Genomic DNA, 24,989 nt, shown 5'->3' with positions numbered 1-24,989 from the left:
ATTCTATTTTTAATTCCTTGTTCTTTTGCCTTGAAGCAAAATAACCAAAAATTCAAGACTTGGAAACTCGGCTAAAATTTTGAAAAAATTTCTAAAATCTCCAAAACTCGGGCGGAAATAAAAATTCGACATCTAACAAAATTTTTGCCGCCACTCAAACAATGGAGATTTTTTAACGGAATTTTTTCAAAATTTTTTAACGCCTCCGTTTCCTAAGTCAAAACAATGATTTTATAAAATGAAGATAAGCCTGTTTTTAATCAATTTCAAAAAAAATCCTTAAAGGTTTCCCTCTAAGGATTTTCTAAAAATTTTAAAGGTTGGAAAACTATTTAATCGGCTTTACCGAAATAGCATAACCACCACTTCTTGCTAAATGTACAGGCAATTTTGTTTTGCTTGTAATTGTCTTTTTATAAATGTGATAAGACTGAGGATTGTTTACATAATCTGCATCTTTACCATCTTCATAAATTGTAGCTTCATACTTTTTACCTTTTTCAAGGAAAGAAAAATCTACAGTATAATCTAAGGCTTTTTCGTCTGTAATACCGCCCACGAACCAATTTTCTGAACCTTTAGCTTTTCTAGCAGTATGAATATATTCTCCAGGTTCCGCAGATAAGATTTTAGTATCGTCCCAATCTGCAGCTACATCTTTAATAAACTGGAAAGCATCCATGTGTTTTGCATAGTTTTCAGGTAAATCTGCAGCCATCTGAATTGGCATATACATTACCACATACAGTGCCAATTGTTTTGCCAACGTTGTTTTTACAAAACGAGTATCTCCAGGGAAATAATAATCTAGTTTTGTTTGGAAAATTCCTGGAGTATAATCCATCGGCCCACCCATCCATCTTGTAAATGGAAGAATAGTATGATGATCTGGATTATTACCACCAAATGCATCATATTCTGTTCCTCTTGCTGCTTCTGCTGAAATATAGTTTGGATAGGTTCTGCTTTCACCCGTTGGTCTTACGGATTCGTGAGAGTTTACCATTACTTTATACTCATTTGCTTTTTCTGCAATTCTGTAGTAATGATTAATCATCCATTGAGAATAATGATGTTCTCCTCTTGGAATGATATCTCCAACATATCCTGTTTTCACAGCATCATATCCGTATTTGTTCATCAATTGGAATGCTTTGTCTGCAAATCTTTCGTAATTGGTTGCCGAACCAGAAGTTTCGTGGTGCATGATTAACTTAATTCCTTTAGAATGAGCGTATTCATTCAACATTTTGATGTCGAAATCTGGGTAAGGAGTCTGGAAATCAAAAACATATTCTTTAGAATGTCCAAACCAATCTTCCCATCCGATGTTCCAACCTTCGATAAGAAGTCCTTCAAAACCATTTGCAGCAGCAAAATCGATGTATTCTTTTACTTTAGTGTTGTTTGCACCATGTTTTCCGTTTGGCGTTAATTTACTGAAATCTGTTGTATCTAAATGTACATTAGATTCTGGTTGTCCGTATGCCCATTGAGATTTTCCGATAATCATTTCCCACCAAACTCCCATGTATTTTGTTGCATGAATGTAAGAGGTATCAGTATATTTAGTGGGCTCGTTCAGGTTGAACAACATTTTAGAATCCATCACTTCTTCTGCTTTTGGCGAAACAATTACAGTTCTCCAAGGTGTTGTTGCCGAAGTTTGCATATACCCTTTTGCACCTTGTCTATCTGCAGTAAGGTGAGTTTTTAGCTTAAAATTATTCGCATCTACCTCAAGGTGAGAAGCGGGATAATCTAAAACTGCTGCTTCTGCAACGTTAATGTAAAGAGGAGTTTTTCCCTCTACTTTCAACATCAAAGGCGACTGTACTGCATTTTTAATTAAAGTTTGAGAGGCATTTGCATCTGCCGCTTTTGGCCATCTTGCTGGGATTTCAGAAACTTTTGTTTCCTGGAATTGATATTCTTGAGAATCATAATCTGCAACAATCCACCAAGCTTTCATATCGGTAGGAAAATCGAATTCTGAATCTTCTTCGCGAATTACAAAGTAGTTCAAATTTTTCTGCTGTGGAAACTCGTATCTGAATCCTAAACCATCATTAAACAAACGAAATTTAATAATGATATTTCTATCTGTTGCCGCTTGGTTGAGGGTAACCGCAAGCTCGTTGTAATGGTTTATGTAATTTTTTTTCTCTCCCAAAACAGGTTGCCATGTTTCGTTTTTGGAGTCTCTCTTTTCGTCGGTCTTTGTGAAACCGTTGTTAAGATCAAATTTTGCATCTTCAGCTTTCGCGATTTCCGAAGCAAATTTGATAGATGTGTCTTTAAATAATCTCAATCCTAATTTTGAATCTTCAAGTACTGTTTTACCATCATATTTTAAATTGTAAAAAGGAACTCCATTCTTCAGTTGAAAATTCATTTCAAATTTTCCGTCTGGAGATTTTAGAGATTGTGCATTCAATCCTGCAAACATCATGGATAGCAAAGCTACTCCAGTTGTAATTTTCTTCATAATGATTATTTATAAGCTTTAAAAATAAAAAAACTGTTGCCAAAAAGCAACAGTTTTAATGTATGATTACTTTTATAGTTTAGTAACAGTAAGTTTATAATTCGCTGAATTATGTAAATCTAATTCTATTTTATAATTACCTGAAACTGCAACTTTGTAACTTGAGTCGCCTGTAACCGTTCCTTCAGTACTTAGATAGGTAACCACTCCTGTTCCAGAAGTAAGAGTTTGATCTGCACTTGCTGGCTGAAACTTCATTGCCAAATCGTCATTAGCTCTGAATTTAAATACTCCAGAAGCACTAAGTGCAATTGAATTAATAACAAAAGTCTTTGTTGTAGGATTGTAAACAAAATCTGTATCGGATCCCCAACCTGTCGGTGTAGCATCTCCAATTACCCCGAAGTTTGCCAGAACTGCAGAATATGTATTTGCAGACCAGTCAGCTTTTAAATAATAAGTACCAACTGCTGCAGCTTTAATATTTTGCTCGCCTGTTTCTACAAGCTTACCTGTAAAAGTTCCATCATCGCCTTTGTCTCCTGCCCAATCTTGATTGATTGTAAATTTGTATTCACTATTTGCATTTGTAACATAGATAAAACCTCTATACTTATTATCTTTTTCAGGAGAAAATAAATTTGGGGAAATAGCAGGAGTCCAGTCTTGATACCCAGCTGCACCTGCATATCCTCCCGGTACATTTATTTTTGGATATATCAAATCTGGATTAGGTGCATAACCTGTAATATTAATTTTGATAATATTCGAATAAAATGCTGTTACGCTATTTGCATTTGATTTCAATCTTGCTTCAATAACCTTTACAGAATTAGGTGCAATATTTAGAGAAGCAAGAATATTATTCATCTGAAGATGAGTAAGTGAAAATGTTTTACTTTCCATAGAAACTTCTTCCGTTTCACTTGGTGAAAAGTTTGATCCTTCTAATGCAAATTCAACAGAATTAGAAAATGCAATATTTGGACTAAATGTTGGATTAGTATAAGTAAATGTTAATGCAGCTTGATCAGCAATAGTTTCATCTAATACAACAGATGTTTTATTAACAGCTAAAGTACTCGGATTGGTATTATTAAGGACTAATTTTTCATCTTCTCCTTCACAAGAAAATATAAAAAAAGATATTAATCCTAAAACGATAATTTTAAATATATTTTTCATTCTAATGTTTATTTAATCTTAATATCCAGTATTTTGTGTAAGATTTGGGTTTGCTTGAAGTGCAGATGCAGGGATTGGAAATACTTTATAGTTATCTGAAATTGAAGTACCTCCTACTACACCTCCTTTCCATGGCCATAAATAACTTGATCCAGTAAATTTTCCAAATCTAATTAAATCCTGTCTTCTAACTCCTTCAAGACCAAACTCACGACCTCTTTCATCAAGAATATTTTGAAGTGTTAGAGTTGGTAATGATGATGCATTAGACCTTGTTCTTACTAAATTTACATAGGTAAGACCTTGAGCTGTATTTACAGTTGTAGCTCCTCTAAGAGCACATTCCGCATAAATAAGATATGTATCTGCTAACCTAAATAATGGGAAATCTGTAGAAGAAAATGATATAACTCCTCCCGTTCCGTCTGTATTCTTGTTTGAAAACTTAATTGAAGGATAGCCATCTGTCCACTCCTTATAATCGCTCATTTCGAAATTATGTCCTGTCAACCAAAATTGTTGAGCGCGAACGTCAGTACTTGCAGCTAATCCCGAAGCGTTTGAAGCAAACAACCCATACCAAGCTTTTGTTGCTCTATGACCTCCCCAACCTTCTGCGGCTCCATAGGTTGCTAATGTCATTGTTGTAGAATTCAGACTACCATTCACAATATATGTTGTATTGCCATAACTCTGTGATGAAACAGCATCAGCAATTAAAGGAAAGATGATTTCTTTCGACAAATTATTATCTGCTCTGAAATTTTTCACAAAATTAGATTCTAGTTGATAAGTCCCAGAATTAATAACTTTCGTAGCATAAGTTCCTGCATCATTATATCTTGCAGTTCCTGTATAAACTTCAGCATTAAGATAAAGTTTTGCCAACAACATTTGTACTACAGCCTGATTTGCTCTGCCGTAAGTATTAGAAGTAGCTATCTTAAATTCAATATCTTTTAATTCACTTTCTACAAAATTAAATAACTCTGTTCTTGAAGCTTGAGGAAGAGGAGTTGCAGAACCATATGTTTCATCATTAACCAAAGGCCCTTTACCGAAAAAGTCAATAAGATAATAGTAAGAAAGTGCTCTTAAAAACCTTAGTTCACTAATGTATTGATCCTCATTAGCAACATCTACTTTATCTTTTAGAATAAGGATAAGGTTGGTTGTTTGAGGAATTGTATAATAAATTCTGTCATAAACATATTTGAAAAACTTATTATTAGAATTCCATCCAGTCGTAGTTGTTAATTGATCTAGCCCATTATCCCCCCAACGATTCTTCATACCATCTGCAGTAAAATCATTTAAATTTACTAAACCTCTAATAAAAGGGGACTCACCAGCATTTGCTCCAGCAATGTCTGAATCTCCAGGACCGGAAACACTCGATAAGGCAAAAGTTGAGTACATTCTTGAAAGAAGACCTTCTACAGCATTAGGATCCCTTACCAAAAGTTCTTCTAATGTAAGTTCGTATTTTGGCTCTGTATCTAAATCATTTGTACATGAAGCAAAAAACAATCCTGCCACTGCCAATAAACTATATATTTTTGTTCTTTTCATTGTAATTAAAATTAAAAATTGAAATTAAAACCAACTGTATAAATTCTTGGTCTTGGATAAAAATTGCTATCAACACCTCCAAAATTCTCCGGATCCTGCCCTTTGTATTTTGTTATAATAAAGGCATTATTTACCGAACCATAAACTCTAAAATCTAGTTTATTTCCAAATATTTTTTCAAAATTATAACCTATAGTAATATTATCTAATCTTAGGAAAGAAGCATCATGAAGAAAATAATCAGAGAAAAACATATTGTCTGTTGGTTGAACTAAATTCGACGAATATCTTCCATTAGAAAAATCAAGGGCATTGTTTAAATGCTCAGAATTTGAAGGTTTTACTTGGTTTATAAAACCTTGAGCTACATGTCTTCCGTCATACACTTTACCTCCAATCTGACCTCTCAAGTTAGCTGTTAAATCCCATTTTTTATAATTCAATGAAGTTCCGAAGCCATAAGTAAAGTTAGGTACAATTTGAGCATCATAACGATCTTCATTCGTAATTACACCATCACCGTTTCTATCTACAAAAGTATCAGCAATAGGGTTTCCATTCTGATCATACACTTGTTGGAAAACCCAAGCAGAATAAGGCTGTAAACCTACAACATGATAAGCAATTTTAACACCCGTTCCTACAGGTAAATCTCCACCTGCCGAAATTCTGTCGTAATATTTGAGCTCAAGAATTTCTCCTTTGTTGTATGAAAAGTTTCCAAAAACATTCCAATTAACATTTTCACTTTTTATAGCATTTACATTTAGATTCATTTCAACTCCTCGGTTTCTCAAAGAACCAACGTTATCCGAAAATTCATTTGTTAAACCTTGTCCAGGTGGAACTGGAGCTTTCAACAACAAATCCGTAGATTTTCTATCATAAAAATCGATTGAACCAGAAATTCTTCCTCCTCCAAATAAACTAAAATCAAAACCAGCATTCCAACTAGTTGTTGTCTCCCATTTAAGATTTTGATTAAAAGCTAGCGCAGAGTAAATATTATACCCTGGAAGATACTGAGCGTTCTCAGATCCTAGAGAAAATAAAGGTCTTGAAGGATAAAAACCTCCTGCAATTTGTGTAATATCTTGCTGTCCGGTTTGCCCCCAACCAATTCTTAATTTTAATTCTTTTACAAAAGAAGAGTTTTTCAAGAATTCTTCTTCTTGCATTTTCCATGCAAAAGCTGCCGAAGGAAAATATCCCCATTGATTATCAAATCCGCTAAATAAAGATGAAGCATCAGCTCTAAAAGAAGCCGTAAATAAATACTTATTTCTAATATCAATATTAGTTCTTGCAAAAAAAGACTGCAAATTCAAATGATTAAAATATCCAAATGTTGGATTTGCTCTGTTAGGTTGAGGAATACGAATTCCACTACCGGTAGGATCTGCATAGAACTGCTCCTTATTACCATCATACCTAAAATCTTGATAGGTGTAGCCTCCTTGAATCAAAAAATTAGTAAAAAAATCATTTATTTTTTTATTATAAACCAAATAAGCATCTAAATTCTTATTGTTAGTAAATTGATTTTCTGCATATGCTAATCCCGGGTTATAGATAATGTCATTTAGAGAATTGTATACAAGATTAATCACAGAGTTCCTTGCGTTCTGATCATAAGTTTCTCTAATTTTTGTTCTAGAAGATTCCATTCCCAAATTCACTACCGCTCTTAAATCAGGTAAGAAATGAAATTTGTAATCAAGCTCCATATTACCCAAAAACCTCATTGTGTTCTCTGGGCGTTGTCTCTGTTCAAGCAACGCTAACGGGTTCGAATCGTAAGTTAAATTATATTTCCCTGAACCATCCACATAATAGTTTTGATAATATCCACCAAAATAATTAGGTCCATTTTGCCCCCAAACGTCACTACTGTATACTGGCAATGTAGGATTTCTAGATAATGCAGATCCAATAGCTCCTGAAGCATCGACCGTATTTTTATCTACTTTAAACCCTTTAGCATTAATATCAACCTTTAAATGTTTATCAAAAAAAGTGGGTGTTAAACGTAGATTTGCAGAATATCTTTCTAAATCATCATTACGTACAACTCCTTCCGTTCTATTATAACCTAATGAAAGTCTCACTGGTAACTTTTTAAACAAGTTTCCTGATGCACTAAAATTATTATCACTAGACACAGAAGTACGATACACAACATCTTGCCAATTAGTATCGTAAACTTGCCCCATAACAGTAGGATTTGTTGGACTTCCACCTACTCCTAATTTCCAAACATCATTTGGAAAATAGCTCTTAACAAAATCTACAAATTGAGCAGAATCCATTACATCAATATACTTGGTAACCTCTCCCACAGAGACATTTGTATTAAAACTCATTTTAAGTCTTCCTCCTCCTGACTTTGTTTTAATCAAAATAACACCATTTGAAGCTCTTGCTCCATAAATAGCAGTTGCTGATGCATCCTTAAGAATCGAAAATGATTCAATATCATTGGGATTAACCAATGCTAATGGATTTTGGATCCCTGCCGGATTTGTTGAATCTAAAGGAACACCATCAATTACAATTAAGGGATTGTTAGATGCACTCAGCGAAGAACCTCCTCTAATTCTAATATTTGGAGCCGAATCCGGAGAACCTCCACTATTTGTAATTCTCACACCTGGTGCTTTACCTTGAATTAATTGATCAGCTGATACAATAGCACCTTTATTAAAGTCTTTCTCCGTAACCGCAGTTACAGAACCTGTAAGATCAGACTTCTTTTTAGCACCAAACCCAATAAGGACAACTTCTTCAATCTTTTTTTCCTTCGCAGTAGAATCCTGCTTTTGCCCGAACATTACTGAACTCGCCAATAAAAAAGCCGGAGCAATTTTTAATACCGTTGTAAAATTTTTCACAATATTATCTTTTATATAGTTTCTATTCTTTGCTGTAACTCAGCACTGCAATTTATAAAAAAAACTAACACTTGTTAATATTTATTAATTATTTATTAATTTTTTCTATATTAAACCTTAATTTTTTCACAATTAATTAATAATTAATAACTTAACATGAATTATTCATAGCATAATACCGTTGTTAGATGTCTAAAAAATCAAACAAGCGTTTAACAAAATGAATATTTATAAGGTGAATTATATGACAAGCCTCCCACAAAATCATTTCTTACAGTTTAGATAAATTATAATTATCTTTGCATATCTAAAATTTTAATACCTATAATGTCAAATAAAAAATTGATCACGGCAGCATTGCCTTATGCAAATGGACCGGTTCATATAGGGCATTTGGCGGGAGTTTATATCCCTGCAGATGTCTATGCAAGATTTCAGAGAAGATTAGGAAAAGATGTCGCGTTTATCTGCGGTTCTGATGAGCACGGAATTCCCATTACCATTAGAGCAAAAAAAGAAGGAGTAACGCCGCAAGATATCGTTGATAAATATCACGAAATCATTAAAAAGTCTTTCGCAGATTTAGGAATTTCTTTCGACGAATATTCCAGAACTACTTCTAAAAACCATTACGAAACTAGCCAAGATTTCTTCAAAGTTTTGTATGAAAAAGGAAAATTTACCGAAGAAATGTCTGAGCAATATTTCGATGAGCAAGCTTCTGAATTCCTTGCAGACAGATATATTGTAGGAACTTGCCCAAACTGTGGCAACGACAATGCATACGGAGACCAGTGTGAAAAATGCGGGTCTACTCTTTCACCGTCAGAATTGATTAATCCAAAATCGATGTTGAGCGGAAATGTTCCTATCCTAAAAGAAACAAAAAACTGGTATTTACCTTTAAATGAATACGAAGATTTCCTTAATGAATGGATTATTGAAGGACATAAAGACGATTGGAAAACCAATGTTTACGGACAAGTAAAATCTTGGCTGAACGACGGTTTGAAACCTCGTGCAATGACTAGAGATTTGAATTGGGGAGTTCCGGTTCCGCTTCCTGGAGCAGAGGGAAAAGTACTTTATGTATGGTTCGACGCACCAATTGGTTACATTTCTTTCACCAAAGAATGGGCAGAGAAAAACGGTAAAAACTGGAAAGATTACTGGCAAAGCGAAGAATCAGATTTGGTGCACTTTATCGGGAAAGACAATATTGTATTCCATTGTATTATTTTCCCTTCGATGATGAAAGCTCATGGCGACTACATTATGCCTAAAAATGTACCTGCTTTTGAATTCTTAAACCTTGAAAATGATAAAATTTCAACATCAAGAAACTGGGCAGTTTGGGCACACGAATATGTGGAAGATTTCCCTGGGCAACAAGATGTTTTGAGATACGCTCTTCTTTCGTCTGCACCAGAAACAAAGGATAATAACTTTACTTGGAAGGATTTTCAAACGAAAAACAACTCAGAATTGGTTGGAATTTTCGGAAACTTCATCAACAGAGTTGCGGTTTTAATTCATAAATATTATGATGGCGTTATTCCGCAAGGTGATGTAAATGCTCCTGAATTAAACGAAATCAACAAAGCAGCAAAAGAAGTTGCAGGATTCTTAGAAAATTATGAATTCAGAAATTCTTTAACCGCTTTAATGAATTTAGCACGTTTCGGAAACCAATATCTTCAAACAGAAGAGCCTTGGAAAACCATTAAAGACAACCCAGAAAAAGCAGCACATTCTTTATTTGTTGGAGCTCAGATTGCCGTAGCTTTAGCGCAATTATGTGAACCGTTCATGCCTTTCAGTTCAGAAAAACTTTTAACCATGTTTAATGTTGAAAAATCTGATTGGAGCAAGGTAGAAAATACTTCAGTTCTAGTGGAAACTGGTCACAAAATCAACGAAACGTCTCTTCTTTTCTCAAAAATTGAAGACAGCGTAATTGAAGAGCAAATCCAAAAACTGGAGAATACAAAACAAAACAATAAAAAAACAAATCCTAACGCAAACCCTATGAAAGAAGAAATCACTTTTGATGATTTTACTAAAATCGACTTGAGAACAGCAACTATTCTTGAAGCTGAAAAAGTAGAAAAAGCAGATAAACTTTTAAAACTTACGGTAGACACTGGTGTTGATGTAAGAACGGTAGTTTCTGGGATTGCAGAGAGCTTTACTCCTGAAGAAGTTGTTGGGAAACAAGTGATGATTTTGTTAAACTTAGCTCCAAGAAAAATTAGAGGAATTGAGTCTCAAGGTATGCTTTTATTAACAACAAAACCAGACGGGAAATTATCTTTCGTAACACCAGAAGACAGCAATGTGGAGAACGGTATTGAGATTGGATAAGTTTTCAGCGCTTTAAATAAACGATAAAACCACATGAATTTCATGTGGTTTTGTTATTTACCTGTCATTACTAGGAATGAAGTAATCTCAATTAATAGCAATGTTTAAATTCTTCAATAACTTAATGATAAAAAATTGAAACATTAAGATTTATATTAAGTTGCTAAGATTATTAAGAAATTGCTTCGTCGCTTCGCTCATCGCAATGACATACACTTTATTTCTTAGTTAATCTCGCCAAATAAGAATCTTCTTCCTGCAAGATTTTTTCTATTTTGAAACCATTATTTTCTGAGGCATTTTTCAAGGTATTAAAATCTAAATACAGCCATTTTATTGGGTCTTCAGACTCTCCTTTATAATGCACAATATAATCGAGTTCTCCATAATATCCTTCTGCAGGAATGTAAACACCACCGTCTTCATCTTCATCAAACATATAGAGAATATCGGTGCTATCGATTAAAACTTGTCCGTTTTCATTTAATAATGAATGTAATTTTTTCAAATAAATATCAATCACTTTTAAACTTTGGAAAATCCCAGTCCCATTCATCAAAAGTAAAATCGTATCGTAGTTTTCCCCAGAAAAAGTAAGCATATTTTCCGCTACCGCACTGCGAATTCCCCTCAATTGACAAACCTCAACAGATTTGGGAGAAATATCCAAAGCGATAACCTCCAAATTCCTTTCATTTTGAAGATACAATGCATGAGAACCCGCTCCTGCTCCAATATCTAGCGTTTTTCCTTTCGATAATTCTAGCGCTTTACGTTCGATATTATTCATCTCGTCAAAGTTTCTGAAAAGATAGGCAACAGGAAGTTCATCAAGCTCAGAAATAGAAGTTTCGGTCTGTAAGTCTTCTGGGTTTTCATGATGATAAAAATCCCAAATCGCTTTACCCATTAAGTCTTTCATAGTGGTAATTGTGGTGCAAAGATAAAGGTTTTAAGAATAATAACTTTCAAAGTAAAGAGCAACAAAACCCAAACAACTCATCTTCAAAACCTTAAGGATTTTACTTTACAAAAATAAAGAAAGTCTTTTCCGATTACAAAAAATGATTATTTTAGCTTTCACCAAATTGAAACTATGAGAAAGATAGATTTGCTGTTTGCAGAATACGCCGAAAGTCACAGAAATTCTACCAACAAACTGATTCACTGGTTTTGTGTGCCACTTATTTTTTGGACGATTCTAGGGTTTATTTCTTACATTCCTACACCGAATATTTACCTAAAATATTTTGGATTTTTAAGCATTGCAAGTTTTATTGCAATATGCTTGGTTACTGTATTTTACTTTAGATTATCTTGGCGAATTGCTGTAATCATGATTTTCGTAATGCTTCTTATGGAACATTTTGTTTCTTATGCCAATGTAAAATTGGGAACACAATCTTGGATTCTCTTTCTTTCAGTTTTTGTCATCACCTGGATTTTACAATTTGTGGGACACAAAATTGAGGGCAAAAAACCTTCTTTTTTAAAAGATTTGCAGTTTCTTTTGATTGGACCGATTTGGCTTCTAAGTTTCGTTTTGAAAAAAGCTGGAATTCGATATTAAACAGTTTTTATTTCAATAATTTTAGCAGTTTTCTGCTCCATCACCAACATTTTAGCGAAGTAAAAAATCAATTATCCAATGCATACACCGCAAAACTTGCCAACCAATGGTCGCCTCCATAATTCCCTTTAAATAAAAGCGGAAGACCGTTGTTTAAAAACATATTGGCTTTCGTTTCAAAGTCTTTTTTCCAACGATGATTTTCGGGTAAAGATTTTGAAATTCCTTTCATACACCACGCTCTCGTAAAGGAAAGACCAACTAAATGTACAGTTTGATAATCATTTAAATCACTCACCACCGGAACTTGAGAAATATTTTCAATACTTTTCTTTTCATAAAAAGCATCCAACCATTTTACAAATTCTTTTTGAGGCAAAACTCGGCGCATCAAATCTGCAATTTCCAAACTTGGCGAGAAAAAATCTGAACCATCTGGCTCTAAATAAGCCGGAGTTTTGGTATTGTTTAGGTAAAAATATTTCGCTTTTTCTACTAATTCTTTTTCAAAAACTTTATCGCCATTAGCTCTTGCCCAATCTAATGCAAAAACCATCGCAAAGGCGGTATTTGGATGAACTCCCGTTCTGTTTGGATAGGTCTGTTTCGGAAGATAGGCTTTCCAAGAACTCAAAATTTTGTCGCTTAAAGGCTTTAAATTCTGATGCCAAATTTTAGCTTTCGGAGTGTTCCAAGTTGCCAATTCTTGGTCTAATTTTAAAAGCCAAGCCCAACCGTAGGTTCGCTCAAACGTTGTTGTTAACTGATATTTTGAAAAATAATCTGCTTCTGTCTGTAATCTTTCTTTTTGAAAAGATTCATCTAAAATCTGTTCAATTTCTTTTGAAACCGATAAATTAGGTTTTGTTTTTAAAAGTCGCACCAACATCCAATGTCCATGAACAGAGCTATGCCAATCGAAACAGCCATAAAAACTAGGATGTAGTTCTTTCGGGCTCAACGGTACTTCATTAGAATTATTAATGATATGTGCTGTTTTATTCGGGTATTCTTGATTGATACAATGTAGTGGCTTTTCAGAAAGCTTCACCGCCATTTCGTCGGTAAGTGTTGGCGTTTCTTGTGCAAATAAAAAATTTGTTAGAAATCCTAAAAGAGCAAGACTTTTTTTCATTCTTTAAAAATAAAAAAGAAATATTTAAATTTTAGTATAATATTTGATAATCTTTTGAAAACTTTTATATGAAAAATATATTTATCGCTCTTTCTTTTTTCTCTTTTATTTATTCCTGTAAAAAACAAGTAGCTTCCGAAGACAAAATAATGGAAGTTAACCTAGAAAATATTGAATTGGCAGAGCCTGCTGCAGCTTCAATAAGTGATAAAAAAATAGACGCAAATATTAAATTTGAAAATCCCAACAAAACAATCGACAAAAAAATCATTAAAAATGGGGAAATGACGGTTCAAGTTGGAGACATTAACAAGACTCGAACTCAAGTTTTAAAAATCATTGAAGAAAATAAAGCATATATCCAAGCAGAAGGATTTAGAAATATTGATCAATCCGATAATCTACGAATGACGATTAGAGTTCCACATCAAAATTTTGAAAAACTGGTGAATTCTTTTTCAGACGGAATGGGTTCAGTAATTTCGAAAAGTATTTCTTCCGACGATGTCACAGAAGAATACAGCGATGTTTCAATAAAATTAGCCAACAAAAAAATTTATCTTGAGAAGTATCGAGACATGCTGAAAAGCGCCAAAACCACGAAAGATATGCTTGAAATTCAAGAAAACATTCGTGAATTGGAAGACGAAATTGATATTTCTGAACGACGACTTAAATTTATTGACGACCGAGTGCAATACAGCAGTTTAGACCTTACTATTTTCAAAGAAAAAGTAAGAAGTTCCACCACTTCAAAAATAGGTTTTGGAAGCCGTTTTGGAGATTCAATAACTGAAGGTTGGAACAGTTTTGTAGGCTTTATTCTTGGCATTATTTCGTTCTGGCCCTTTCTACTTTTCATCCCAGTAATTTTATTTTTATGGAAGAAATGGAAACTTCGAAAACAAGCCAAGAAAAACAACGAAAAATATTAGAAATCAACTATTTACCTAAAACAAATACAGCCGGAATTTTATGAAGTTCCGGTTTTTGTTTTTGCCATTCTTTAATGGTTTTTGTTTTGATAAATTCAGTTTCTGGATCGTTAATATTTGCGGCGATACACAGTTTTGTATTCGGCGATAAAAATTTAGTTAAATCTTCAAAAAGTTGGTTATTTCTGTACGGAGTTTCCATAAAAATCTGTGAATATCCTGTTTTCTGAACCAAATTTTCAAGCTGAAGAATCTGCTTTTTCTTTTCACTTTTATCTATAGGCAAATATCCGTTAAACGTAAATTCTTGTCCGTTAAAACCACTCGAAATTAATGCTAAAATAATCGAAGACGGCCCTGAAATTGGCACTACTTTTATATTTCTCTCATGGCACCATTTCACCATTAAATTTCCCGGATCTGCAATACACGGCAAACCAGCCTCTGAAAGCAAACCAAAATCTTGACCTTTCAGCATCAACTCTTGCGCTTCTTTCACATCTGCATTTTCTGTGTATTTATCGAGTAAAAACAGTTTTAAATCTGCCTGTTTTTTCTCTGGCGCAAAAAACTTCACCACTTTTCTGGCTGTCTTTTCGTTTTCCACAAAGAAATAATCAGTTTGCATAATGTAATCTTTAATTACCGGAGCAAAATGAGTGATCGATGTATTTTCTGAGAGATAAGCTGGGATTAAAAAAAGCATGGTTTGAGGTTAAGGTTAAGGTTAAGGTTGAGTTTGAATCAATTGTTTTGAAATAATTTCACAGGCTTCATCAATTTGTTTAAAAACTTGATCAAAACCTTCTGCTCCGCTCCAATAAGGATCCGGAACTTCCGCAGGAAATTGATTGAGATGTAAATCTTGCATCAATAAAGAGATTTTTTTTCTCTGCTCGTCTGTTATAGCAATCGAAAGTACATCGCGAAGATTATTTTTATCCATACAGAAAATTCTATCGAAAATATCTAAATCTTTTGCTGTAATTGGTCTTGATTTTTGGTTTGAAATATCTAAACCGTATTTTCTTGCCACTTCTATCGATCTTTTGTCGGGTTTGCTTCCTTCGTGCATATCGATGGTTCCGGCTGAATCTACCTCAAAGCTTTGAGGTAGTTTAGACTTCATTATTCCTTCCGCAAGCGGACTTCTGCAAATATTGCCGAGGCAAACCATTAACAATTTCATTTGATAGTTGATATTTGATATTTGATTTTATGCAAAAATAAAAAATGAAGAATAAATCTATCCTTCATTTTTATATAAGTTGTAAAATTTTCCTTAGTGTTTAATTCTTTCTGTTAAATCTTTTACGTATTTTTTCACTTCCTTATCGATCTTAGAAACATCTTTTATTGTCTCACAAGCGTACATTACTGTAGAGTGGTCTTTCCCCCCCATTTCTTCACCAATTTTAGTGAAAGTAGAGTTGGTAAATTCTTTTGCAAAATACATTGCCAATTGTCTAGGAAGTGCAATCTCTCTTTTTCTAGTTTTTGAAAGAAGTTGCTCTCTTTTGATCCCGAAATAATCGCAAACTACCTCCTGAATATAAGGAATATTGATAATCTTCTTTTGATTGGCTGCAATCTTATTGATGGTGTCTTTTAGTAATTCAAGACTTAAATCTGATTTATAAATCGTAGAATACGCAATTACAGAATTAATAACACCAATAAGCTCTCTTACATTGGTCTTCGCTTCAGCAGCCAAGAAATCAAGCATATCATCTGTTAATACAATACCATCACGACTTAGTTTATCTTCAATAATTTTTTTACGTGTTTCCAAGTCAGGAGATTTGATCTCTGCAGAAAGTCCCCATTTAAAACGAGAAACAATCCTGTCTTGAATATCCATAATATCTGCAGGAGCTTTATCTGAAGTAAGGATAATCTGTTTTCCGTTTTGATGTAAATAATCAAAAATATGGAAGAAACTATCCTGCGTTGCCGATTTTCCAGAAAGGAACTGAATATCGTCGATAATTAACACATCTACCATCTGATAAAAGTTGGCAAATTCTGTTTGCTTATGTGCTTTTGCAGCAGAAATAAACTGCTGAATAAACTTCTCAGAAGATAAGTATAAAACTACTTTATCTGGAAACTGGCTTTTTACTTCTAAACCTACAGCTTGGCCTAAGTGAGTTTTTCCGACACCGTATCCTCCGTATAAAAAAAGTGGGTTAAATGCTGTTGCTCCTGGTCTTTTGGCAATCGATTTCGCTACAGTAGAAGCAAACTTATTACTCTCCCCTTCTACATAATTATCAAAAGAAAAATCAGACTTTAGATTAGAGTCTATGTTTACTTTTTTAATTCCCGGTACTACGAAAGGATTTACAATATTTGCCGAAAACCCTTGTGGCATTGTCTCCTGTACTTTTGGGGTAGGTACAGTTTTTCCTTTCATATTCATCGTAACAGGTTTTTCCTGTCCCGATGGTTTATTTTCCATTACAGAATACCAAAGCTTAACACCTTTGCCAATATACTTCTTCAGGGCAGCAGAAAGTAAAGACAAATAGTTATCTTCTATATATTCTTTATAAAAATCACTCGGAACTATCAACGTAAGATTATTGTCAACCAGTGAAACTGGCTGTACTTTGTCGAATAGTAAATCGAAGGATTTTTCTAGTTTTTTCAGGTCAGAATTATCTTCAGCAGCATTGAGATTGTCTCTCATAAACTGAAGGCAATTTTGCCATATCATCATCAAATTTTCATTCATATTTATGCCCTGATATTGCTTAGTTGTTCGTTAAAAAAAGGTGGACAGCAAATGTCTACTTTTTTCTTTTTAAAAAAAAATGTTGCTCCTATTGATTATTTAAAAATATATTTGTATGTATATTTTCTAAGTTATTATGATACATACAACTCACTCATTACGAGTACGTTACGGAGAAACAGATCCCATGAAATACGTCTATTACGGTAACTATGCAGAGTATCTGGAAGTTGCGCGCGTGGAACTTTTCCGAAGCATAGGAATTTCTTATAACGAGATTGAAAACCGTGGAATTTTGCTTCCTGTTTCTGAGTACAATATTAAGTATTTAAAACCAGCTTTTTACGATGAAGAATTAACCATTCACACTTTTGTGGAAAAATTACCCGGAGTAAAAATTGAATTTAGATATGAAATTTTCAATTCTGATAAAATAAAGATTACTGAAGCACGTACTACTTTGTTTTTCTTAGATTCTGAAACCAACAAAATCATAAAATGTCCGGATTTTCTTATGGAATTTATACAGAAGAATTGGATTATCTAAAAAAGGTATGAATTGGTACTTTATACACAATAGAATTTAAGTAATTGTAATAATTAAAACTATCAATTGATAACTCACCATCAAGGCATAAAATTTGATGTTAAAATGAGAAATCTTTGATAATAAAAATTTAAAACAACCCCAACTAAATAACATTCCTTTAAACACTACTGTTTTCAGTAGTGTTTTTCTATTTCAACTCAAAACGAGCAATAAAAAATAATAAATTGCATTGTTATCAAGAAAAAAACATGTATATTTATCGAGTATTTAATCCAGATATATTCCAACTATGAAAAAACTTCTTTACTCTTTATTTTTGTTTGCGTCGGTAAGCATTTTTGCACAAAAAGACCCTTCTACCAAATTTGCTGTTGCAAATGGTAACATTGGTACTGTTGCAATGTTTGATGCTAGAAAAGAATTTGTACAGAGTGTAAATGTGTACAAAACATCTGCTGCTCTACCGCAGGATTTGAAAAAATTCAGCTTTCTTGCAGAAAATGGTCTTGCTGCTGTAAAATTTAAAAAAGAATATGGAACTTTAGATTTCATTAGCTTAAGCGAACTTAACAAGCAAAATGGTGTGGCTGCAGAAACTCCTGTTTTAATCGACGGATACGAGTTTGCAGACACAAAAACAAACATCTTTGCAGACTTGATGGCTAAAGCTGAAGTAAAAGATTATAATGGAAAGAAAACTCTTTTCATTACAAGTATGAAAAAATAAATATTGCCATACATTATAGAGAAAAGGATATTCAAATTGAATATCCTTTTCCGTTTTTTAGTATTTGTTCTGCCACTTTTTCTTGAGCTCTTCATAAATCTTTTTCTCAGTAGAATTATTTCCGGGTTCGTAGAATTTCAAATCTTTAATTTCTTCGGGTAAAAAATCTTGCTCTACAAAATTACCTTCGTAAGAATGGGCATATTTATATTCTTTACCATAATCTAAATCTTTCATCAACTTTGTAGGCGCGTTTCTTAAATGCAGCGGAACAGGTAAATTTCCGGTCTGTTTTACAAAAGCCAAAGCTTCGTTAATCGCCATGTACGCCGAATTACTTTTAGGAGAAACTGCCAAATAAATTGCCGTTTCACTCAAAATAATCCTTGCTTCGGGATTTCCAATCACATTCACAGCTTGGAAACAATTATTGGCTACAACCAACGCATTTGGATTTGCCAAACCAATGTCTTCCGAAGCTAAAATCAACATTCTTCTTGCTATAAACTTGATATCTTCTCCGCCCGCAATCATTCGAGCTAACCAATAAACCGCTCCATTCGGATCGCCGCCTCTCATCGATTTAATGAAGGCAGAAATAATATCATAATGCTGCTCTCCATTTTTATCATACAGCGCCATTGTTTCTTGAAGAACCGACATCACATCATCATTATCAATTTCTTTTTTTGATGAATTTTTGAACTGATTCAAAACCAACTCCACAGAATTAATCAATTTTCTACCGTCTCCGCCAGAATATTGTATGAAAGCTTGTTTGTCTTTTATCGTAAAATCAGTTTTTTCATCTTTATTAAATCTTTCAAGGGCAATATCGATGAGTTCTTCTAATTTCTCATACGTTAAAGCTTTCAATACGTACACCTGACTTCTAGAAAGCAATGCCGAAACCACTTCAAAACTTGGATTTTCGGTAGTTGCACCAATTAAAACCACCCAACCTTTTTCTACCGCATGAAGTAGAGAATCTTGTTGAGATTTATTAAATCTGTGAATTTCATCAATAAATAAAATCGGAGATTTTCCTGAAAAAAGATTTTGCTTTTTGGCATCTTCAATTACGTCTCGTACATCTTTTACGCCAGAAGAAACAGCAGAAAGTTTAAAAAATTTTCGTCCAGATTTTTCCGAAATAATTTCTGCAAGCGTTGTTTTTCCTGTTCCGGGAGGTCCCCAAAAAATTAATGAATTCAACGTATCATTTTGAAGCATTTTTCTAATGGTGCCGTTTTCACCAGTAAGATGCTCCTGTCCTAAAACATCGTCTAAAGTTTTTGGTCTTAATTTTTCAGCTAAAGGAATATTTTGAGTCAAAATTTTAATATTAGAAATTATAAAAACCGATTAAGGGATTTTCCTGTTACAATCTATATCATAACAAATATTGAAAAGCATTAGAATTAACACTAAAAGCAACAATTCGCAACCCTAAACTTCCAACAAATTTAAACTAATTTTCAAATTTTTACCCTACTTTTGCAATGTTTTGAAAAGCAGAATTAACAAGATCATTACTTTCCCTTTGGTAATCCTCGTTAGGTTTTACCAATGGTTTATCTCGCCTTTACTTCCCAAAAATTGCCGTTATGAACCAACTTGCTCGCATTATATGATAGAAGCGTTGCAAACTCATGGCATTTTTAAAGGACTTTGGATGGGCACGAAAAGAATTGCGAGATGCCATCCATGGGGAGGAAGTGGCTATGATCCTGTTCCGCCGAAAAAAAAATAAAGTTTAAAACATTTTTATAATGAATAACATATTCTTTAGAATTTATCTTTTGATTTTTGCATTTTTTGTGCAAAATATGTTTGCTCAGAATTATCCAGATGGAGTTTCTGATGCAGATTTAATTGTAAACAGCCAAAAAGTACCAGTAAAGGTTTTCTCTACAACAGATGCACAAACTTTTGCTTCTTTTGCTGGTAAAAAAATAGGCAATAGTTTAGTAATCATCAACTCTGCAAATCTTGAGTCTAAAAATGGTTTAGGAGCTTTTTATGATAATTCTTTTATGATTTTAAAACAAAAAGGATATCAGTTTTTAGATAAAAACTTTAAACCGACAGGAAATAAAGAAGATTTTAAATACTTTGTTAAGTCTAAGCAGCCTTTAAAAGATAGCGATCAAGTTTCTTTAGAAACAACTTACAAAATTTGGGATCCTTCTGTAGGAATTCATTTAGGACCTTTTACATTGCATTTTTATAGTTTAATGTTTGTTTTTGCTTTTGGTTTCGGATATATTTTAATGACGAAAATTTTCAAAATCGACAATGTAAATCAAAAATATCTTGATCCACTTTTTACATGGACACTTATCGGAACTATTCTTGGTGCAAGATTAGGACATGTAATTTTTTATCAGCCAGAGCTTTTTAAACAAGATTTCCTAAGTGTTTTTCTTCCTATCAGAACAAAACCAGAATTTGAATTTACTGGATTTTCAGGTTTGGCAAGTCATGGCGCAACAATCGCTTTAATTTTCACCACGCTATATTACTCGTTTAACATCATTAAGAAAAATCCTTTTTGGGTGTACGACAGATTAGGAATTGTGGTGGCTTTAGGAGGTGCTTTTGTAAGATTGGGTAATTTTTTCAACTCTGAAATTATTGGTAAACCAGCAGATCCAAACTCACCTTTTGCTATTCTTTTTCCACAAATGAGCGACGAGTACGGCTTGACAGTTCCAAGATTTCCAGGACAACTTTTTGAAGCCATAGGATACGTTTTACTGTTTGTACTTTTATGGTTCTTGTATAGAAAAACCGATAAAAAATATCAACAAGGTTGGTTATTCGGTTTGTTTTTTATTATTCTTTGGGCTATAAGATTTTTTGTAGAATTTTTGAAAGAACCTCAAGGAGAAGAATTCATTTCATTTGGAGGTTTAAATACAGGACAAATCCTTTCTATTCCTTTTATGGTGGCTGGTTTAGTAATTATGATTTACTCCAAAAACTTTAAAATCACCGAAGAAGAAAACGGTAAACCTGAATAAATCAATAGCAATTGGCAGCTTTTTTAAGCTAAACCAAAAAATTTTGCTATCAATATTAAAAAGTCACAACTGAGTTGTGGCTTTTTTGTTGAGTTCTAGAAAAACATTCCCGATTTCATTAATAACATCAGAAGGCTGCATCGCTTCTTTTGAATGCTTTTCTGCCGCAAAATCTGCCGCTTTCCCATGAAGCCAAACTCCCAAAACAGCAGCTTCTTCAGAACTATACTTTTGAGCTAAAAACGAGGTGATAATTCCGGTTAAAATATCGCCACTTCCGCCTTTTGCCAAACCTGAATTTCCCGTAATATTGTAATAAACATTCGATTCAGGATTGATAATTTGGGTGTGATGGTCTTTTAAAACTATATAAATTTCCAGTTCTTTGGCTTTCATTTTTGCCAATTCTAGCCTTTGAAATGAATTTTCAGTTTTCCCAAAAAGTCTTTCAAATTCTTTTGGGTGTGGAGTAATTATTGAATTTTTAGGAATTAATTTTAGATTTTCAGAGTGAGTCGAAATAATATTCAGCGCATCGGCGTCAAGAACCAGTGCTTTTGTTTGAGTTTTTAAAAATTCAAGTAAAGCTTTTGAAGTTTCGTTGTTAGTTCCTAACCCCGGACCGATTCCGTAGATTGCATTATCTATTTGTTCAATTTCTTCAATCATTTTTTCGCCACCATTAATAAACATCGATTCCGGTGCACTTGTTTGCAAAATGACGTTTCCACAATTTGGCGCTAATGAAAATGTTAACCCCGAACCCGCTCTCAAAGCTGATTTTGTAGATAAAACAACAGCTCCTATTTTACCATAACTTCCGCCAACGATCACCGTTTTTCCATGGTTTCCTTTATGGGAAAATTCATTTCTTGGTTTAAAAATTTGAGAAATTAAATCCTCGTCAATCACAAAATTATTGGTAATTGTGTTTTGAATAAATTCTTTGCTGAGAATGATATCCAATACCTTAACTTCACCAACAAAACCACCAAATTCAGGATGAAGAAACGCTTTTTTCCAAAACTGAAAAGTAAGCGTAAAATCTGCTTGAAAAATCATATCGTCTTTGTCATTCAATTCGTCGGCACACATTCCGGATGGAATGTCGATTGAAATTTTTGGACATTGAATATGCTTTAAATCTTCAACAATTTTTTTTTGAGCTCCTTCCAATTTTCTCGATAAACCAGTTCCGAAAATAGCATCAATAATTATGGTTTTAGAATTAAATTGATAAGTATGAATTTCATGAAAATCAAAAATATCGATTCCAGAAATTTCTTTGGCTCTTTTAAAATTAACCAAAGCATCAGGAGAAAATTTTTCATTTTCTTTTTCTATAAAAACATCTACGTCTTTACCTTTTAAATACAACAGTCTTGCGATGGCAAAGCCATCTCCTCCATTATTTCCATTACCACAAAAAACAGCAAACTTTGTATGGTTGTTACAGTTGTCTAAAATCCATTCTACGCACTTACTTGCTGCTCTTTCCATTAAATTCACAGAAGAAACAGGCTCATTTTGAATGGTATATAAATCTGCAGATTTAATATTTTTAACACTAAAAATTTTCATCTTGAATGATTTTTACTAAATTTAAAGATAATTATTAAAAAAACGAGATGGTATGAATTAAAAAAAATACCGAAATTATTTTGATACTATTTATAAATTGATATTTTTGCCTGAAAACAATTAAAAATATAAATTATGGGATTTGTTAAAGAATTTAGAGAGTTTGCCATTAAAGGCAACGCGTTTGACTTGGCTGTCGGTGTAATCATCGGTGGCGCCTTCGGCAAGATTGTTACCAGTGTAATTGATGACTTAATTATGCCAATTGTAGCGGCAATTGTTGGAAAGCCAGATTTCAGTAGCATTTATTTTGCTATGGGAAAAGGCGCAGAAAACATTCCTGCGGGAGCTACACTTGCAAAAGCTAAGGAATTAGCTCCAGATGCTGCTATTTTTGCATATGGAAACTTCATTACCGTGGCGATTAACTTTTTCTTGTTGGCGTTGGTTGTATTTATGATGGTAAAAGCAATCAATAAAATGAAAAAAGAAGAAGCTGCAGCTCCGGAAGCTCCTGCTGCACCAAGTGCAACGGAAGTGCTTCTTGCGGAGATTCGCGACGAATTGAAGAAGAATAAATAATTTTTTACCAATAAAGAAAAAGCCCGGCGCAACTTCGTTGCGCCGGGCTTTTTATGAATAATCACACTAATCTATTTTTGATAGGATTTTATCCTATCCTTTACTAAGCGGTTCCTTCGAGACACTTTCTAATCTTTAAACACAAAGATTATTTAAACAAACCGAGCTATTACTGAATTTGTAAAATACTAGAAATCTGGTCTGCTAAAGAAAGTCCGATTCTATCTTGTGCTTCCAAAGTTGAAGCTCCTGTATGCGGAGTTAAAGATATTTTAGAATGCGTTAAAATTTCTTTTGAAGGTTTTGGCTCTCCGATGAAAACGTCTAATCCTGCAAATCTTACTTTTCCAGAATCTAAAGCAGCAATTAATGCGGTTTCATCGATCACACCTCCTCTAGAACAGTTTACAATAGCAACTCCGTCTTTCATGATCTTAAATTCTTCAGTCCCAATCATGTATCCATCTTTTTGAGCTGGAACGTGAAGCGTGATAAAATCAGCATGTTTTAAAACATCGTGCAATGGCTCTGTTTCAATATCAACATTAATATATTGTTTGTTGTAAAACGTAACTTTAATACTTGCTTTACCCACGTTAGAATCTGCTGCAATTACTCTCATCCCAAGTCCTAGAGCAATTTTAGCTACTTCCTGACCGATTCTTCCCATTCCAACGATACCAATCGTTTTTCCTTTCAATTCGATTCCGGCAGCGTAAGCTTTCTTTAGAGAAGCAAATTCAGTATCACCTACAACAGGCATTTTTCTGTTTGAATCTTGTAAAAATCTAGCCCCTGAAAACAAGTGAGCAAAAACCAACTCAGCTACAGATTCTGAAGATGCAGCCGGTGTATTGATTACATGAATACCTTTTTCTCTAGCGTATTCAACATCAATATTATCCATACCAACACCACCTCTACCAATAATTTCTAAAGACGGGCAGTTATCAATAATATCTTTTCTTACCTGCGTTGCACTTCTTACCAAAAGAGTTTTCACCTGATGTTCGTTAATATAATCCAACAACAACTCTTGAGGTACCTTGTCTGTAATTACTTCAAACCCTTTTTCTCTTAATGCATCAATTCCAGACTGATCTAAACCGTCGTTTGCTAAAACTTTCATAAATAATATATATCCTATTTTAAAAATGCAAAAAGATTTAAAAACTAAAAGATTTTTGAGGCGTGAACCTTTCTATTTAATTTTTAAACCCTTTTTATAATTTAATCTTCTTTAAAAACTTCAATGGTTACCTGTTTCTCGATAAGGTCGGTAAATTTACCTTTGTATCTTGTCGCTCTCACCAAATGATTGTCTATCCAGTGATAGTTTCCACCTCTTGGTTTTCCGCAAAGCACACTGTGATATTTAAAACCGTGCTTGTCTAGCCAGTCGATTGTAATTTGCTTTAGATTTTCTGTTCTAGAAGTGAAAAAACAGATTTGGTGCCCTTCGTCGTACCATTTATTGATTGTAGCTAATGCATCCGGGAAAGGCTCACAAGTTACCATTCTTTCTGGCTCTTCATTGGGAACATCATCTGTAATTGTTCCGTCGATATCGATTAGATAATTTTTAATTCCGTCTTTCAGAATCGGACTGATATGCTCAATATAATCTAGTTCCATCACTCAAAATT

The 24,989-nt window shown here is 33.6% G+C and carries 21 protein-coding genes; 8 read left to right on the top strand and 13 right to left on the bottom strand.

Features of this window, described 5'->3' with window-relative positions; translation table 11 throughout:
- Positions 1-328: 328 nt before the first annotated feature.
- The 4 genes from AC2A1D_RS05970 to AC2A1D_RS05955 form a co-directional block, all read right to left on the bottom strand.
- Positions 329-2,488 carry a glycoside hydrolase family 97 protein gene (locus AC2A1D_RS05970; RefSeq protein ID WP_484042717.1) on the bottom strand — a complete coding sequence of 720 codons (2,160 nt, stop codon included), beginning with the start codon at positions 2,486-2,488 and terminating at the stop codon, positions 329-331.
- A 72-nt stretch (positions 2,489-2,560) separates the two neighbouring features.
- A complete protein-coding gene (locus AC2A1D_RS05965) occupies positions 2,561-3,673 on the bottom strand; it encodes a SusE domain-containing protein (RefSeq protein WP_484042716.1) in 1,113 nt (370 codons plus the stop codon).
- 18 nt (positions 3,674-3,691) lie between these two features.
- On the bottom strand, positions 3,692-5,245 hold the full coding sequence (locus AC2A1D_RS05960) for a RagB/SusD family nutrient uptake outer membrane protein (protein WP_484042715.1): 1,554 nt from the start codon (positions 5,243-5,245) through the stop codon (positions 3,692-3,694).
- A gap of 11 nt (positions 5,246-5,256) precedes the next feature.
- On the bottom strand, positions 5,257-8,136 hold the full coding sequence (locus tag AC2A1D_RS05955) for a SusC/RagA family TonB-linked outer membrane protein (RefSeq protein ID WP_484042714.1): 2,880 nt from the start codon (positions 8,134-8,136) through the stop codon (positions 5,257-5,259).
- Between the two features lie 327 nt (positions 8,137-8,463).
- Between AC2A1D_RS05955 and metG the strand changes: the two genes are divergently transcribed.
- Positions 8,464-10,500 (top strand): methionine--tRNA ligase, encoded by a 2,037-nt coding sequence (gene metG / locus AC2A1D_RS05950; protein WP_484042713.1) that lies wholly within the window; start codon positions 8,464-8,466, stop codon positions 10,498-10,500.
- Between the two features lie 217 nt (positions 10,501-10,717).
- Here metG and AC2A1D_RS05945 read toward each other — a convergent pair whose 3' ends face one another.
- The gene (locus AC2A1D_RS05945; RefSeq protein WP_484042712.1) at positions 10,718-11,422 is read right to left on the bottom strand and encodes a class I SAM-dependent methyltransferase; all 705 of its coding nucleotides are present in this window, start codon (positions 11,420-11,422) and stop codon (positions 10,718-10,720) included.
- Positions 11,423-11,596: 174 nt separating this feature from the next.
- Here AC2A1D_RS05945 and AC2A1D_RS05940 point away from each other — a divergent pair, with 174 nt between their 5' ends.
- Positions 11,597-12,070 carry an Mpo1 family 2-hydroxy fatty acid dioxygenase gene (locus AC2A1D_RS05940; RefSeq protein WP_484042711.1) on the top strand — a complete coding sequence of 158 codons (474 nt, stop codon included), beginning with the start codon at positions 11,597-11,599 and terminating at the stop codon, positions 12,068-12,070.
- Between the two features lie 67 nt (positions 12,071-12,137).
- Here AC2A1D_RS05940 and AC2A1D_RS05935 read toward each other — a convergent pair whose 3' ends face one another.
- Positions 12,138-13,205, bottom strand: coding sequence for a DUF2891 domain-containing protein (locus tag AC2A1D_RS05935; protein ID WP_484042710.1), 1,068 nt, complete (start codon positions 13,203-13,205; stop codon positions 12,138-12,140).
- Positions 13,206-13,273: 68 nt separating this feature from the next.
- Here AC2A1D_RS05935 and AC2A1D_RS05930 point away from each other — a divergent pair, with 68 nt between their 5' ends.
- Positions 13,274-14,140, top strand: a complete 867-nt coding sequence (locus AC2A1D_RS05930) for a DUF4349 domain-containing protein (protein WP_484042709.1) — start codon at positions 13,274-13,276, stop codon at positions 14,138-14,140.
- Between the two features lie 7 nt (positions 14,141-14,147).
- On the opposite strand, the gene AC2A1D_RS05925 is transcribed toward AC2A1D_RS05930, so the two are convergent.
- The 3 genes from AC2A1D_RS05925 to dnaA all read right to left on the bottom strand — a co-directional run bounded on the left by AC2A1D_RS05925 (position 14,148) and on the right by dnaA (position 16,877).
- Positions 14,148-14,846, bottom strand: a complete 699-nt coding sequence (locus tag AC2A1D_RS05925; protein WP_484042708.1) for an SAM-dependent methyltransferase — start codon at positions 14,844-14,846, stop codon at positions 14,148-14,150.
- A 21-nt stretch (positions 14,847-14,867) separates the two neighbouring features.
- Entirely contained in the window at positions 14,868-15,329 is a 462-nt protein-coding gene (locus tag AC2A1D_RS05920) for a low molecular weight protein-tyrosine-phosphatase (RefSeq protein ID WP_484042707.1), read from the bottom strand.
- A 93-nt stretch (positions 15,330-15,422) separates the two neighbouring features.
- Positions 15,423-16,877, bottom strand: a complete 1,455-nt coding sequence (dnaA, locus tag AC2A1D_RS05915; RefSeq protein WP_484042706.1) for a chromosomal replication initiator protein DnaA — start codon at positions 16,875-16,877, stop codon at positions 15,423-15,425.
- 136 nt (positions 16,878-17,013) lie between these two features.
- Here dnaA and AC2A1D_RS05910 point away from each other — a divergent pair, with 136 nt between their 5' ends.
- Together AC2A1D_RS05910 and AC2A1D_RS05905 are read left to right on the top strand one after the other, a co-directional pair.
- A complete protein-coding gene (locus AC2A1D_RS05910; RefSeq protein ID WP_484042705.1) occupies positions 17,014-17,424 on the top strand; it encodes an acyl-CoA thioesterase in 411 nt (136 codons plus the stop codon).
- Between the two features lie 292 nt (positions 17,425-17,716).
- Positions 17,717-18,154: a hypothetical protein gene (locus AC2A1D_RS05905; protein ID WP_484042704.1), complete on the top strand. Its 438-nt coding sequence runs from the start codon at positions 17,717-17,719 to the stop codon at positions 18,152-18,154.
- Between the two features lie 57 nt (positions 18,155-18,211).
- Here AC2A1D_RS05905 and AC2A1D_RS05900 read toward each other — a convergent pair whose 3' ends face one another.
- A complete protein-coding gene (locus tag AC2A1D_RS05900) occupies positions 18,212-19,489 on the bottom strand; it encodes a replication-associated recombination protein A (RefSeq protein WP_484042703.1) in 1,278 nt (425 codons plus the stop codon).
- 172 nt (positions 19,490-19,661) lie between these two features.
- Between AC2A1D_RS05900 and yidD the strand changes: the two genes are divergently transcribed.
- Both yidD and lgt read left to right on the top strand, forming a co-directional pair.
- Complete coding sequence (gene yidD / locus AC2A1D_RS05895; protein WP_484042702.1) at positions 19,662-19,907, top strand: membrane protein insertion efficiency factor YidD; 246 nt, start codon at positions 19,662-19,664, stop codon at positions 19,905-19,907.
- A gap of 424 nt (positions 19,908-20,331) precedes the next feature.
- A complete protein-coding gene (gene lgt / locus AC2A1D_RS05890) occupies positions 20,332-21,180 on the top strand; it encodes a prolipoprotein diacylglyceryl transferase (protein ID WP_484042860.1) in 849 nt (282 codons plus the stop codon).
- 63 nt (positions 21,181-21,243) lie between these two features.
- Here the strand turns inward: lgt and AC2A1D_RS05885 are convergent, their stop codons facing one another.
- Positions 21,244-22,761 carry an NAD(P)H-hydrate dehydratase gene (locus AC2A1D_RS05885; protein ID WP_484042701.1) on the bottom strand — a complete coding sequence of 506 codons (1,518 nt, stop codon included), beginning with the start codon at positions 22,759-22,761 and terminating at the stop codon, positions 21,244-21,246.
- A gap of 135 nt (positions 22,762-22,896) precedes the next feature.
- On the opposite strand from AC2A1D_RS05885, the gene mscL reads away from it, so the two are divergent.
- Positions 22,897-23,343, top strand: a complete 447-nt coding sequence (mscL, locus tag AC2A1D_RS05880) for a large conductance mechanosensitive channel protein MscL (protein WP_484042700.1) — start codon at positions 22,897-22,899, stop codon at positions 23,341-23,343.
- 169 nt (positions 23,344-23,512) lie between these two features.
- On the opposite strand, the gene AC2A1D_RS05875 is transcribed toward mscL, so the two are convergent.
- Together AC2A1D_RS05875 and AC2A1D_RS05870 are read right to left on the bottom strand one after the other, a co-directional pair.
- Positions 23,513-24,472 (bottom strand): D-2-hydroxyacid dehydrogenase, encoded by a 960-nt coding sequence (locus tag AC2A1D_RS05875; RefSeq protein WP_484042699.1) that lies wholly within the window; start codon positions 24,470-24,472, stop codon positions 23,513-23,515.
- 101 nt (positions 24,473-24,573) lie between these two features.
- On the bottom strand, positions 24,574-24,978 hold the full coding sequence (locus tag AC2A1D_RS05870; RefSeq protein WP_484042698.1) for an LNS2 domain-containing protein: 405 nt from the start codon (positions 24,976-24,978) through the stop codon (positions 24,574-24,576).
- Between the last annotated feature and the right edge of the window lie 11 nt (positions 24,979-24,989).

This window comes from Chryseobacterium sp. HNCC26DJ239 (assembly GCF_057180445.1).
This window is presented reverse-complemented; position numbering and strand designations above follow the sequence as displayed.

Excerpts from the sequence above, each read along its gene's own strand:
- AC2A1D_RS05970 (WP_484042717.1), bottom strand. The coding sequence starts at position 2,488 with ATGAAGAAAATTACAACTGGAGTAGCTTTGCTATCCATGATGTTTGCA.
- AC2A1D_RS05965 (WP_484042716.1), bottom strand. The coding sequence starts at position 3,673 with ATGAAAAATATATTTAAAATTATCGTTTTAGGATTAATATCTTTTTTT.
- AC2A1D_RS05960 (WP_484042715.1), bottom strand. The coding sequence starts at position 5,245 with ATGAAAAGAACAAAAATATATAGTTTATTGGCAGTGGCAGGATTGTTT.
- metG (WP_484042713.1), top strand. The coding sequence starts at position 8,464 with ATGTCAAATAAAAAATTGATCACGGCAGCATTGCCTTATGCAAATGGA.
- AC2A1D_RS05945 (WP_484042712.1), bottom strand. The coding sequence starts at position 11,422 with ATGAAAGACTTAATGGGTAAAGCGATTTGGGATTTTTATCATCATGAA.
- AC2A1D_RS05940 (WP_484042711.1), top strand. The coding sequence starts at position 11,597 with ATGAGAAAGATAGATTTGCTGTTTGCAGAATACGCCGAAAGTCACAGA.
- AC2A1D_RS05935 (WP_484042710.1), bottom strand. The coding sequence starts at position 13,205 with ATGAAAAAAAGTCTTGCTCTTTTAGGATTTCTAACAAATTTTTTATTT.
- AC2A1D_RS05930 (WP_484042709.1), top strand. The coding sequence starts at position 13,274 with ATGAAAAATATATTTATCGCTCTTTCTTTTTTCTCTTTTATTTATTCC.
- AC2A1D_RS05925 (WP_484042708.1), bottom strand. The coding sequence starts at position 14,846 with ATGCTTTTTTTAATCCCAGCTTATCTCTCAGAAAATACATCGATCACT.
- AC2A1D_RS05920 (WP_484042707.1), bottom strand. The coding sequence starts at position 15,329 with ATGAAATTGTTAATGGTTTGCCTCGGCAATATTTGCAGAAGTCCGCTT.
- dnaA (WP_484042706.1), bottom strand. The coding sequence starts at position 16,877 with ATGAATGAAAATTTGATGATGATATGGCAAAATTGCCTTCAGTTTATG.
- AC2A1D_RS05910 (WP_484042705.1), top strand. The coding sequence starts at position 17,014 with ATGATACATACAACTCACTCATTACGAGTACGTTACGGAGAAACAGAT.
- AC2A1D_RS05905 (WP_484042704.1), top strand. The coding sequence starts at position 17,717 with ATGAAAAAACTTCTTTACTCTTTATTTTTGTTTGCGTCGGTAAGCATT.
- AC2A1D_RS05885 (WP_484042701.1), bottom strand. The coding sequence starts at position 22,761 with ATGAAAATTTTTAGTGTTAAAAATATTAAATCTGCAGATTTATATACC.
- mscL (WP_484042700.1), top strand. The coding sequence starts at position 22,897 with ATGGGATTTGTTAAAGAATTTAGAGAGTTTGCCATTAAAGGCAACGCG.
- AC2A1D_RS05875 (WP_484042699.1), bottom strand. The coding sequence starts at position 24,472 with ATGAAAGTTTTAGCAAACGACGGTTTAGATCAGTCTGGAATTGATGCA.
- AC2A1D_RS05870 (WP_484042698.1), bottom strand. The coding sequence starts at position 24,978 with ATGGAACTAGATTATATTGAGCATATCAGTCCGATTCTGAAAGACGGA.